Here is an 11,417-nt window from a genome sequence, read left to right as displayed (position 1 = left end):
GTCGGCCACTGCGCGCCGCCGCGGCCGGTGGACGTGTATTGGAAGAACAGCGCCAGCGTGGCGACCAGCAAGGCCGCGATGACGGCTGCGGTCAGGTCTTCCAGGTTGATCAACAACCCACCTTCAAAGACCGAGTCCAGGATCAGCAGCGGATCCTTGGGCATGCCCACGTTGATGGAATACACCGAACTGCCGAACGTGATCTGGCCCAGGCCGTCCAGGAAGTAGCTGATGCCCAGCGTCGCCATCAACAGCGTGGTGGCTTCCTGGTTGACCAGGTGACGCAGCACGTAGCGTTCGATGGCCACCGCCAGCACGAACATCACCATGGCGCTGACAATGAACGCCAGCACGTTGGCCAGGATCAGGTTGTCAAAGCCGAGCCAGCGCGGAATCCATTCCGAAAAGCGCGCCATAGACAAGGCGGCCACCAGCACCATCGCGCCCTGCGCGAAGTTGAAGACGCCGGATGCCTTGAAGATCAGTACAAAGCCCAGGCCGATCAGCGCATACATCATGCCGCTCATCAAGCCGCCAAATAAGGTCTCTAGAAAAAATCCCATGTCTGTCCGCCTTAGTGCGACACGCCGAGATAGGCGCGGATGACGTCTTCATTCGCGCGGACTTCGTCCGGGCGGCCATCGCCGATCTTCTTGCCGTAGTCGAGCACCACCACGCGGTCGGAAATATCCATGACCACGCCCATGTCGTGCTCGATCAGCACGATGGTGGTGCCGAATTCGTCATTCACATCCAGGATGAAGCGGCTCATGTCCTGCTTTTCCTCGATGTTCATGCCGGCCATGGGTTCGTCCAGCAGCAACAGGCGCGGTTCCATCGCCAGCGCGCGGCCCAGATCCACGCGCTTTTGCAGGCCGTAGGGCAGACGGCCCACCGGCGTTTTGCGATAGGCCTGGATTTCCAGGAAGTCGACGATGTTCTCGACGAATTCGCGGTGCTGGGTTTCTTCGCGTTCGGCCGGACCCAGGCGGAACGCCTGCGACAGCAGCCCGCACTTCATGCGCAGGTTGCGGCCCGTCATGATGTTGTCCAGCACGCTCATGCCTTTGAACAGCGCCAGGTTCTGGAACGTGCGCGCGATGCCCATTTCGGCGGCGCGCCGTGGGTTCATCTTCGAGAAGCGTTCGCCGCGAAATTCGATGCCGCCTTGCTGCGGCGTGTAGACGCCGTTGATGACGTTCAGCATCGAGCTTTTGCCGGCGCCGTTGGGGCCGATGATGGCGCGAATCTCATGCTCGCGCACGTTGAAGGAAATGTCCGTCAGCGCCTTCACGCCGCCGAAAGACAGGGAGATGTTCTGCATGTCCAGCATGACGTCGCCGATACGCTGGTCGCGGTCGTTGTTGCTCATGATCTCTACGCGGCTCGGGCTGTGATGGCGGGGAACGTCTTGACGGGTCGGATCTTCAGGTCGGCCGAGATCTTGCCGGTGCGTCCGTCTTCGAACTTCACTTCGGTTTCGATGAACTGCGACTGCTTGCCGCCGAACAGCGCGTCGATCAGCACGCCGTACTTCTGCGCAATGAACGCGCGGCGCACTTTGCGCGTGCGGGTCAGTTCGTCGTCGTCCGGGTCCAGTTCCTTGTGCAGGATCAGGAAGCGGCTGACTTGCGAGGCGCACAGTTTCGGGTCGGTGGCCAGGTCGGCGTTGACCTGCTCCACGCATTCCGCGATCAGTTGGTAGACCTCTTCCTTGGCGGCCAGGTCGGTGTAGCCCGCGTACGGCAGGCCCCGGCGCTCGGCCCAGTTGCCCACGGCTTCCAGGTCGATGTTGATGAACGCGCAGACGTCATCGCGGTCGGCGCCAAAGGCCACAGCTTCCTTGATGTGCTGGAAGAACTTGAGCTTGTTCTCGATGTACTTCGGCGCGAACAGGCTGCCGTTGGCCAGCTTGCCGACGTCTTTCGCACGGTCGATGATCTTCAACTGCCCGTCGGTATCCAGGTAGCCCGCATCGCCCGTGTGGAACCAGCCGTCGGCGCTGCGCGCCTCGGCCGTGGCGTCCGGGTTGCGGTAGTACTCCTTGAACAAGCCGGGGCTTTTCACCAGAATTTCACCGTTGTCCGCCACGCGGATTTCAACGCCTGCCACCGGCGGGCCGACGGTATCGTCGCGTACCTTGCCGTCGGGCTGCACGCACACGAACACCGACGTTTCCGTCGAGCCGTACAGCTGCTTCAGGTTGATGCCGATGGACCGGTAGAACACGAAGAGATCAGGGCCGATGGCCTCGCCCGCCGTGTAGGCCACGCGCACGCGGCTCATGCCCAGCGCGTTGCGCAAGGGGCCGTAGATCAGCGCATTGCCAATGGCGTAGCGCAGGCGGTCCCAGGCGTTGACGGATTCGCCGTCCAGGATCTTGGTGCCCACACGGCGCGCCAGATTCATGCAGGCGCCGAACAGCTTGCGCTTGATGTAGCCCGCGTCTTCCATGCGGATCATCACGTGCGTCAGCAGGCCTTCCAGCACGCGCGGCGGCGCGAAGTAATAGGTGGGGCCGATGTCGCGCATGTCGATCGCCACGGTGTCGGGCGATTCGGGGTGGTTGACGGTAAAGCCCGTGACCAGCAACTGCGTGTACGAAAACATGTTCTGGCCGATCCACGCGGGCGGCAGGTAGGCCAGCACGTCTTCCTGGTCGGTCAGTTTTTCCATGTCGGACACGGCGCGCGCGCGGTCGATCAGCGCATGGTGCGTGAGCACCACGCCCTTGGGCTTGCCGGTGGTGCCCGAGGTATAGAACATGGCGGCCGCGTCATGCGGCTGCACGGCGGCGATGGCCTGGTCCAGGTATTCGGGATGCTGCGCCGCGTACTCCTGGCCCAGCTTCTCAAGCTGCTCGTAGGATTGCAGCATCGGGTCCGAGTAATGGCGCAGGCCGCGCGGGTCGTCGAACACCACGTGCTTCAAGGCCGGGCATTGCTCGCGCACTTCCAGCATCTTGTCGACCTGTTCCTGGTCTTCCACGACGGCCACGCTGATCTCGGCGTCTTGCAGCACGTAGACCATTTCCTGCGCAACCGCGTCCTGATAGAGCGGCACGGGAATCGCGCCCAGCGACTGCGCGGCCATCATGGCCATATAGAGGCGCGGGCGGTTCTCGCCGATGACGGCAACGTGCATGCCGGGCCGTATGCCCAGTGACGCGAATCCGTTCGCAACATGGCGCACATGCGCCGCCACTTCGGACCACGTCAGGGTTTGCCAGATCCCCAGATCTTTCTCTCGTATCGCGGGCCGCGCCCCACGAACATTGGCATGCGCGAACAGCAGCGCTGGAAAGGTGTCCAGCGCCGCCGGCACCTGTGCGGATGCGGGCGATGAATGTGCCACGTTGTCTCCTCCGGTTTGGGCACACCGTGCCAGGCGCCGCGGGAGCGACTGTGGCGAGAAGGGGCTTGACCAGTTGGTTTTAGATTTACGGCAGGACTTAAGGTATAAGGTTGGGTTGCTACCAACTGTCACCATCGCGACATTCAAGGAACTTTTAGGGTATTCCCGATGCAGCTATCCGACTCCCTTCAACTTGCCGCGGCGTGGTTTCGCGTGCTCAACGCCGAGCAGCAATCGCGCGTCGAGCGGGACCTCTCTGTGCAGCAAGTCGTTGCCGGATCGATCATAGAGCGCAAAGGTGAACTCGCACAGGCTTGGATTGGCGTATTGGCCGGTTTGGTCAAGGTGTCGGTCGGCAACGCGGAAGGCAAAGTGGCGTCGCTGACCGGCGTGCCTGCGGGCGGCTGGATCGGCGAGGGCTCGCTGCTCAAGCGCGAAGACCGCAAGTACGACATCGTTGCGCTGCGTGATTCCGTCGTGGCGCGGCTGCCGGCCCCCACGTTCGACTGGCTGCTGGACACCAGCATTCCCTTCAACCGCTATTTGCTCCATCAATTGAACGAGCGCGTGGCGCAGTTCATCGGCAAGGCGGAGTACGACCGATTGCTGGACCCCGATGCGCGAGTAGCCCGCTGTCTGGCCGAGCTGTTCAACCCTTTGCTGTATCCCGGCATGGGCATGCGCCTGACCATTACGCAGGAAGAAGTCGGCTATCTGGCCCGGGTGTCGCGCCAGCGTGCCAACCAGGCGTTGCGCAAGCTGGAAGAGGCAGGCCTGCTGAATGTGGAATACGGCGCCGTGCGCGTGCTGAACCTGGATGGCTTGAAACAATACGGGTCGGACCGCACCCCCGTCGACGGCGAGCAAGCGGCCTGAACGCGCGGGGCGCGACATCTTTTAAAAAAACCCTTGACGTTAAATAGTGCGCTATTTAATATTGCACAATGAAATCTCGATCCAAAGCCAAAAGCGCATTCAATCCGCTGTTGCTGGACAGCCAGTTGTGCTTCGCCCTGTACTCGACTTCGCTGGCGATGAACAAGGTGTACCGCAAGCTGTTGCGCGGGCTGGACCTGACGTATCCGCAGTACCTGGTGATGCTGGTGCTGTGGGAAGGCGATGACATCACGGTGACGGATATCGGCGACCGTCTGTTCCTGGATTCGGCCACGCTCACGCCGCTGTTGAAGCGCCTGGAAGCGGCGGGTTTGGTGACACGCAAGCGCGCCGTGGACGATGAACGCCAGGTGATCGTCGGGCTGACGGAACAGGGTCGAGCGTTGCGAGAGCGCGCCGAAACCGTGCCGCATTCGGTGGCGGCCGCCGCGCAATGCACGCTGGACGAGGCGCAGGGCATGATGAAGGCGCTGCACGCATTGCGGGTCAAGCTGGTCGAAAGTATTTGAAGTGTGGGGTGATGCGTGTCATCATCCGGTCTAATAAGTAGTGCACGATATAGTTGTGCGCTACTTAAATAGCGAAATGGATTTGCAGGTTTGCAAGTCATCAGTAAACGCCGAAGCGGGAGGGCCCGCCAGGCCTGGCAGTTCAACTTTTATCCTACAAAGGAAACACACCATGTCTATCGAAAAAGTCCTGTATCGCGCCAATGCCACCGCAACCGGCGGCCGTGAAGGCCGTGGCGTCAGCGATGACGGCAACCTGGACGTCAAGCTGACCACGCCGCGCGAGCTGGGTGGCTCGGGCGCTGCCGGCACCAACCCCGAACAATTGTTCGCCGTCGGTTATTCCGCCTGCTTCCTGGGTGCCATGAAGTTCGTGGGTGGCCGCGACAAGATCGCCATTCCGGCCGATGTGTCGGTGAACGGCATTGTGGGCATCGGCGCCATCCCGACCGGCTTCGGCATCGAAGTCGAACTGAAGATCTCGCTGCCGGGCATGGATCGCGAACAGGCCGAAAAGCTGGTCGCCGCCGCGCACATCGTCTGCCCGTACTCGAACGCCACGCGCGGCAACATCGATGTGACGTTGACGATTGTCTGAGTCGTTAATGTTCGGCCGGTCAGTGTGATCGGGTCACGTTAATTCGTTCAGGTTGATCCGCTCACGTTGACCCCGTCACTTGATGGCGAAAGCGCCACCCCTCCTTCACAGGATGGGTGGCGCTTTTTTTGGTGGCGTTTCTTATACGCCCTTGACCACCAGGCTGATGGCCAGCCCGATCATGACCACGGCAATCACGCCATCCAGCACCCGCCAGGCCAAGGCGCTGGAGAAGAAGGGCGCGAACAGGCGCGAACCAATGCCCAGCACGGCCAGCCACAACAGGCTGGCGGTGAAGGCGCCGGCGGCAAACGCCATGCGGGCGTCGTCGAAGCCGTGGGCAAGCGAACCCACCACCACCATGTCCAGCCAGAAATGCGGGTTCAGCAGCGTAAAGCCCAGCGCGCCAAGCATCGCGGCACGGCGCGAGGGCGCCACGTCTCGCGCGGCGGCCAGGCCGCCCGTTGCCGACAGCGCGCGGCGCGCGGATTGAAGCCCGTACCAGGACAGGAACGCCACGCCGAACCACAGCACGGCGGTGGTCAGCCAGGGAAACCAGGTGGTCAGGGCTTGCAAGCCCGACACGCTGGCGAAGATGAACACGGCATCGATCAGCGCGCAGATGGCGACCACGCTGAGCAGGTGCGCGCGCATCAAGCCCTGGCGCAGGATAAAGGCGCTTTGCGCGCCCACGACCGCGAACAGGCCCAGCCCGGTGGCCGTTCCGCTGGCCCAGGCTGTAAGAAAGAGGGGGGATGTGGCGAACATGATGCAAATACCTATGACTGCAACGCCTGTGGCGGCGCTTTGATGTGGGTGCCGAGGTTGTCGTGCGTGGCGTGCGAGAGCGTCGCGCAGTTCGGCAATAGCGTATTTTCTCTTGCCCTACGAATGAAATACAGCTAATTTTCCTTCACTATATTAAGCAGAGCTAATCCATGAAAATCGACCACGGTAACCTGCGGGCGCTGGCCGCCGTCGTGCGCGAAGGCAGTTTTGAGCGGGCCGCGCTGTCCTTGAGCGTGACGCCGTCGGCGGTGTCGCAGCGCATCAAGGCGCTGGAAGACCGCATGGGCCGGCTGCTGGTCCAGCGCACGGTACCGGCCGCCGCCACGGCCGACGGTCAGGTGCTGGTGCAACTGGCCGAGCAGACGGCGCTGCTGGAGCACGACGCATTGAATCGGCTGGGCGTGTCCGACGACGACGTACCGCACGCCAGCATCCCCATCGCGGTCAATCACGACAGCCTGGAAACCTGGTTTGTCGAAGCCGCGCTGCTGTTTTCAACCCGCACGCGCGCCACCTTGGACATGCAGTCCGAAGACCAGGACCATACCGCCGCGTTGTTGCGCAACGGCTCGGTGCTGGGCGCGGTGACGACGCTGGCCGATCCGGTTCAGGGCTGTCGGATTCATTCGCTGGGCAGCATGCGCTACGTGGCCACGTGCACGCCCAATTTCCACAAGCGCTATTTCGCCCAGGGCGTCAACGCGCAGACGCTGGCGCAAGCGCCGGTTTTGGTGTTCAACCGCAAGGACGCCTTGCAGGCACGTTTTGCGCACAAGATCTCGGACCCGGCGCCCTGGCAGCCGCCTGTCTGGTGGGTGCCGTCCACGCGTGCGTTCGTGCAAGCCACGCTGGGCGGCCTGGGCTGGACCATGAACCCGCTACCGCTGGTGCAAGAGCATCTTGATGCAGGTCATCTGATGCTGCTTCGCGGCCGCGCCTGGGAAGATGTGCCGCTGTATTGGCAACATTGGCGGGTAAACTCCGAGGCGATGGAAGCCTTGACCGATTCGGTTCTGTCGGCCGCCCGCAGCTTGGTCCGGCGGCGTTAACCCACTAGGAGACACCCCCATGAACATCCGCAAATTCGCATGCATTGCCGCGCTGGGCCTGTGTACGGCCGGTTCGGCGTGGGCGAAGGACTATAAGGTTGGCCAGATCGAAATCGACGATGTCTGGGTGCGCGCGTCGGCGCCGGGTCAGTCCAATGGGGCGGGGTATATGGACATCGATAACGACGCCAAGACTGAAGACCGCCTGCTGTCGGTGTCGTCCGCCGCCGCCGAGCGCGTCGAACTGCACACCGTGCTGACCGAGAACGGCGTGTCGAAGATGCGCCAGGTGGAAGGCGGCATCGTGGTGCCGGCCGATGCCGAGGTCAAGCTCAGCCCGGGCGGCTATCACGTCATGTTCATCAAGCTGCGCGCGCCGTTCAAGGATGGCGCCACCGTGCCCGCCACGCTGAAGTTTGAAAAGGCCGGCGAAGTCGCCGTGCAATTCAAGGTCAAGCCGGCGTCGCACAATCCCGGCATGAGCATGAACCACGATCATGGCGCCATGAAGCACTAAGCGCGTGACGCTGGCGACGGAATAACAAGAATGGCGGCCTGATGGGCCGCCATTCTTTTTGCGCCGCCACGCTTTATGTGGCGGCCAGCGTCAAAATCAATACAAGCCTTGCTGGCGCATTGCGTCGGCAACCTTGACGAAGCCGGCGATGTTGGCGCCGTCCAGGTAATTGACGTATTCGCGCTCGCTGTGGCCGTGACGCACGCAGTTTTCGTGGATGTCACGCATGATGGCGTGCAGGCGCGCGTCCACCTCTTCGCGGGTCCACGACAGGCGCGCGGAGTTCTGCGCCATTTCCAGGCCCGACACCGCCACGCCGCCCGCATTGCTGGCCTTGCCCGGCGCGTACAGGACGCGCGCGGCGATGAATGCCTTGGCGGCATCCAGCGTAGCCGGCATGTTGGCGCCTTCAGCCACGCACAGCACGCCATTCTTGATCAGCGTTTGCGCGTCGGTCAGTTCCAGTTCGTTCTGGGTGGCGCAGGGCAGGGCCACGTCCACCGGCACATGCCACGGGCGCTTGCCCGCTTCGTACTTCAGGCCAAATTGCTGGGCATAGGTGTCCAGGCGGCCGCGCAGGTCGTTCTTGATGTGCATCAGCGCCACCAGCTTTTCGTGCGTGAAGCCGGCGTCATCAACGACGGTGCCGTTGGAATCCGACACGGTCACGACCTTGGCGCCCAGCGACATGGCTTTTTCGATGGCGTACTGCGCCACATTGCCCGACCCGGACACGGACACGCGCAGGCCGTCGAACGACTTGCCTACTCGCTTGAGCATTTCTTCGGCGAAGTACACGGTGCCGTAGCCTGTCGCCTCGGGGCGGATCAGGCTGCCGCCAAAGGTCAGGCCCTTGCCGGTGAAGACGCTGGCGGTTGAGTTCGACAGCTTTTTCATCATGCCGGCCATGAAGCCCACTTCACGCGCGCCCACGCCGATATCGCCGGCCGGCACGTCGGTGTCGGGGCCCAGGTGGCGATACAGCTCAATCATCAATGCCTGGCAAAAGCGCATGACTTCGGCGTCGGACTTGCCCTTGGGGTCGAAGTCGGACCCGCCCTTGCCGCCGCCCATGGGCAGCGTGGTCAGCGAATTCTTCAGCGTCTGTTCAAACGCCAGGAACTTGAGGATGGACAGGTTCACCGAGGGGTGAAAGCGCATGCCGCCCTTGAACGGGCCGATGGCCGAGCTGTGCTGGATGCGGAACGCGCGGTTCACCTGGGCCTGGCCCCGGTCATCGGTCCAGCACACGCGGAACTGGATGACCCGTTCCGGCTCAACCAGGCGCTCAAGCAGGGCGTGGTCGGCATAGTGAGGGTGCTTTTCGATGAAAGGCCACAGGCTATGCATGACCTCCTGGACGGCTTGCATGAACTCGGGCTGCTGCGGGTCGCGCGCGGCGACGCCACGCAGGAAGTCGTCCAGACTCTGCACTTTCAACATGATTTCCTCGGGGGTGCTACGAATGGGTGCGTTCTGCGCCATTGTGGGGCGCGGATTAATTATTCTGGTGCATAAACAGCACCGTCATGGTGCGCAAGTGTATGGGAAATTTGTTGCCCTGCGCAAAGGTGCCAGAACGTCTTAGTGCGTTGAAAAGAAAGCGTATTTTCTTTTCATAAAATGGGGACGCATGTATAGAGAAATGCGGTCTTGGTGCGGGAAAATGGCCGGAATTTCAGGGCAGGCGTTGAATTTGCTGGGGATTTTAATGTGTCCCCGTTTTTTGGCAATTGAGGTGGAGATCTGGAATCGCCCTTAGACCCCGCAAACAAAGGGGTTTGCCGCCAAGTCACGGGTTGATAACCGCCTGACGGATAGGTCATGCGTCCCTAATTATATTTTTGATCGGAACGTGATGCCTGCCGCCCGTGGTGCCGGTCGGCACCGGCGGACGCGCCGCGCGCGCCCGCCTTTACCTATCAAAGCGTGGTGTCGTAATCGATCGTCAACGGCGCGTGGTCGGAAAAGCGCTCGTCCTTGTAGATGGCCACGTTGCGCGCGCGGGCGGCAATACCGGGCGTGGCGATCTGGTAATCGATCCGCCACCCGACGTTCTTGGCCCAGGCCTGGCCACGGTTGCTCCACCAGGTGTATTGGTCAGGGCGGTCATCGATGGTGCGGAAGACGTCCACGAAGCCGCGCTTGTCGAAAACATCGGTCAGCCACGCGCGCTCTTCGGGCAGGAAGCCCGAGTTCTTCATGTTGCCCTTCCAGTTCTTCAGGTCGATTTCCTTGTGCGCGATGTTCCAGTCGCCGCAGATGACGAATTCGCGGCCGGTGGTTTTGTGCTCGTGCATCAGGGCGTCGATCCAGGGGGCGAAGCGGTCCAGGAATCGGTACTTGGCCTGCTGGCGTTCGTCGCCGCTGGAGCCCGAGGGCAGGTAGGCGCTGACCACCGACAGGTTCTTCCAGTCAGCGCGGATGATGCGGCCTTCGGGGTCGAATTCTTCGCAGCCCAGGCCGATGTTCACGCGCTCGGCGGCGTTGCGCAGGTAGATGCCCACGCCGCTGTAGCCCTTTTTCACCGCGTGGTGGAAGTGGCCGGTATAGCCAGGCGGATGACGCAGGTCGTCTGTCAGGTCCGACTCGGCGATCTTGATTTCCTGAAGGCAAAGTATGTCCGCCGCATGCTTTTCCATCCAGGGTTGCAGGCCCTTGCGGAAGGCCGAGCGGATGCCGTTGAGATTAATCGACGTGATGCGCAGCAAAGCGAAACTCCTGTAGAGCGGCCGGGGGGCCGGAACAATGCCAGGAATTTAACCGACTCGGCGCCGGGGGCAGGGAATAGCCCCGACAACGGATAAAATGCGGGGGTTTGCCATTCACCGGACCCACTCGCATGCCCGCCGCCACTCCTGCCACGCCATCTTCCGCCACGCCTCAAGAATTCGTCCGCTTCGCCCTTGATGAAGGCGTGCTGCGCTTTGGCAGCTTCAAGGTCAAATCGGGTCGGATCAGCCCGTACTTCTTCAATGCCGGCCTGTTCAACAGCGGCCGCGCGGTCGGCAAACTGGCGCAGTTCTATGCGCAGGCGCTACTGGACTCCGGCGTGCAGTTCGACATGCTGTTCGGCCCGGCGTACAAGGGCATTCCGTTGGCAACCGCGACGGCGGTAGCGCTGGCGGGCCACCCGGCGATGGATGGCCGCAACGACGTGCCGTTCGCCTACAACCGCAAGGAAGCCAAGGACCACGGCGAAGGCGGCACCTTGGTCGGTGCGCCGCTCAAGGGCAAGGTCGTCATCATCGACGACGTGATCACGGCGGGCACGTCAGTGCGCGAATCGGTGGAAATCATCCGCAACGCGGGCGCCGAACCGGCCGCCGTGCTGATCGCCCTGGACCGCATGGAACGCGCCGGCCCGGATGACGCGCTGTCCCCCCATTCCGCCGTGCAGGACGTGGCCAAGACGTACGGCATTCCGGTGGTGGCGATTGCATCGCTGTCAGACATCATGGCCTTGCTGGAAGACGACGCGTCTTTCGCGGAAAACCGCGATGCGGTACAGGCGTATCGGACGAAGTACGGGGTGAAGTAAGCGGTTTGGATGGGCACCGGGCCGCTGCCCCGCGCCCGGTCATCCATAGCGCGCCACGGGCTCGGCGATGCCTGCGGCACTTCGATGTAGTCAGACATTGGGGATCTCCGATCAAGAATTGGTCATCCCCATTCTTGGCAAAAGAAAAGGGGCGGCAATGTGC

Annotated in this window: 12 protein-coding genes; 6 read left to right on the top strand and 6 right to left on the bottom strand. The window is 62.3% G+C overall.

Annotation, left to right across the window (positions count from 1 at the left end; genetic code table 11):
• The 3 genes from ACE04A_RS25235 to ACE04A_RS25225 form a co-directional block, all read right to left on the bottom strand.
• Nucleotides 1-563: branched-chain amino acid ABC transporter permease (locus tag ACE04A_RS25235; protein ID WP_485820651.1), on the bottom strand; the 563-nt coding region annotated here is incomplete at its 3' end.
• An 11-nt stretch (nucleotides 564-574) separates the two neighbouring features.
• Nucleotides 575-1,372, bottom strand: a complete 798-nt coding sequence (locus ACE04A_RS25230; RefSeq protein WP_100853906.1) for an ABC transporter ATP-binding protein — start codon at nucleotides 1,370-1,372, stop codon at nucleotides 575-577.
• Nucleotides 1,373-1,377: 5 nt separating this feature from the next.
• Nucleotides 1,378-3,354 (bottom strand): AMP-dependent synthetase/ligase, encoded by a 1,977-nt coding sequence (locus ACE04A_RS25225; protein WP_485820650.1) that lies wholly within the window; start codon nucleotides 3,352-3,354, stop codon nucleotides 1,378-1,380.
• Nucleotides 3,355-3,522: 168 nt separating this feature from the next.
• On the opposite strand from ACE04A_RS25225, the gene ACE04A_RS25220 reads away from it, so the two are divergent.
• The 3 genes from ACE04A_RS25220 to ACE04A_RS25210 all read left to right on the top strand — a co-directional run bounded on the left by ACE04A_RS25220 (nucleotide 3,523) and on the right by ACE04A_RS25210 (nucleotide 5,358).
• Entirely contained in the window at nucleotides 3,523-4,230 is a 708-nt protein-coding gene (locus ACE04A_RS25220; protein WP_259251002.1) for a Crp/Fnr family transcriptional regulator, read from the top strand.
• A 68-nt stretch (nucleotides 4,231-4,298) separates the two neighbouring features.
• Nucleotides 4,299-4,760 carry a MarR family winged helix-turn-helix transcriptional regulator gene (locus ACE04A_RS25215; RefSeq protein ID WP_050446197.1) on the top strand — a complete coding sequence of 154 codons (462 nt, stop codon included), beginning with the start codon at nucleotides 4,299-4,301 and terminating at the stop codon, nucleotides 4,758-4,760.
• 172 nt (nucleotides 4,761-4,932) lie between these two features.
• Nucleotides 4,933-5,358, top strand: a complete 426-nt coding sequence (locus ACE04A_RS25210) for an organic hydroperoxide resistance protein (RefSeq protein WP_100853910.1) — start codon at nucleotides 4,933-4,935, stop codon at nucleotides 5,356-5,358.
• Nucleotides 5,359-5,499: 141 nt separating this feature from the next.
• Here ACE04A_RS25210 and ACE04A_RS25205 read toward each other — a convergent pair whose 3' ends face one another.
• Nucleotides 5,500-6,126, bottom strand: a complete 627-nt coding sequence (locus tag ACE04A_RS25205) for a LysE/ArgO family amino acid transporter (protein WP_279994302.1) — start codon at nucleotides 6,124-6,126, stop codon at nucleotides 5,500-5,502.
• A gap of 170 nt (nucleotides 6,127-6,296) precedes the next feature.
• Between ACE04A_RS25205 and ACE04A_RS25200 the strand changes: the two genes are divergently transcribed.
• Both ACE04A_RS25200 and ACE04A_RS25195 read left to right on the top strand, forming a co-directional pair.
• Nucleotides 6,297-7,196, top strand: coding sequence for a LysR family transcriptional regulator ArgP (locus ACE04A_RS25200; protein WP_448718318.1), 900 nt, complete (start codon nucleotides 6,297-6,299; stop codon nucleotides 7,194-7,196).
• A 19-nt stretch (nucleotides 7,197-7,215) separates the two neighbouring features.
• Nucleotides 7,216-7,713, top strand: a complete 498-nt coding sequence (locus ACE04A_RS25195) for a copper chaperone PCu(A)C (protein WP_485820649.1) — start codon at nucleotides 7,216-7,218, stop codon at nucleotides 7,711-7,713.
• Between the two features lie 96 nt (nucleotides 7,714-7,809).
• Here the strand turns inward: ACE04A_RS25195 and gdhA are convergent, their stop codons facing one another.
• Nucleotides 7,810-9,156: an NADP-specific glutamate dehydrogenase gene (gene gdhA, locus ACE04A_RS25190; RefSeq protein WP_485820648.1), complete on the bottom strand. Its 1,347-nt coding sequence runs from the start codon at nucleotides 9,154-9,156 to the stop codon at nucleotides 7,810-7,812.
• 479 nt (nucleotides 9,157-9,635) lie between these two features.
• A complete protein-coding gene (locus ACE04A_RS25185; RefSeq protein ID WP_100853915.1) occupies nucleotides 9,636-10,424 on the bottom strand; it encodes an exodeoxyribonuclease III in 789 nt (262 codons plus the stop codon).
• A 131-nt stretch (nucleotides 10,425-10,555) separates the two neighbouring features.
• Between ACE04A_RS25185 and pyrE the strand changes: the two genes are divergently transcribed.
• A complete protein-coding gene (pyrE, locus tag ACE04A_RS25180; RefSeq protein ID WP_447992092.1) occupies nucleotides 10,556-11,254 on the top strand; it encodes an orotate phosphoribosyltransferase in 699 nt (232 codons plus the stop codon).
• Nucleotides 11,255-11,417 lie beyond the last annotated feature (163 nt).

The sequence above is a fragment of the Achromobacter colocynthidis genome (assembly GCF_057334535.1).
This window is presented reverse-complemented; position numbering and strand designations above follow the sequence as displayed.

What these genes read in the sequence shown, in the direction of transcription:
- ACE04A_RS25200 (WP_448718318.1), top strand. Translation starts at nt 6,297, where the DNA reads ATGAAAATCGACCACGGTAACCTGCGGGCGCTGGCCGCCGTCGTGCGC.
- ACE04A_RS25230 (WP_100853906.1), bottom strand. Translation starts at nt 1,372, where the DNA reads ATGAGCAACAACGACCGCGACCAGCGTATCGGCGACGTCATGCTGGAC.
- ACE04A_RS25215 (WP_050446197.1), top strand. Translation starts at nt 4,299, where the DNA reads ATGAAATCTCGATCCAAAGCCAAAAGCGCATTCAATCCGCTGTTGCTG.
- ACE04A_RS25220 (WP_259251002.1), top strand. Translation starts at nt 3,523, where the DNA reads ATGCAGCTATCCGACTCCCTTCAACTTGCCGCGGCGTGGTTTCGCGTG.
- ACE04A_RS25205 (WP_279994302.1), bottom strand. Translation starts at nt 6,126, where the DNA reads ATGTTCGCCACATCCCCCCTCTTTCTTACAGCCTGGGCCAGCGGAACG.
- ACE04A_RS25210 (WP_100853910.1), top strand. Translation starts at nt 4,933, where the DNA reads ATGTCTATCGAAAAAGTCCTGTATCGCGCCAATGCCACCGCAACCGGC.
- pyrE (WP_447992092.1), top strand. Translation starts at nt 10,556, where the DNA reads ATGCCCGCCGCCACTCCTGCCACGCCATCTTCCGCCACGCCTCAAGAA.
- ACE04A_RS25195 (WP_485820649.1), top strand. Translation starts at nt 7,216, where the DNA reads ATGAACATCCGCAAATTCGCATGCATTGCCGCGCTGGGCCTGTGTACG.
- gdhA (WP_485820648.1), bottom strand. Translation starts at nt 9,156, where the DNA reads ATGTTGAAAGTGCAGAGTCTGGACGACTTCCTGCGTGGCGTCGCCGCG.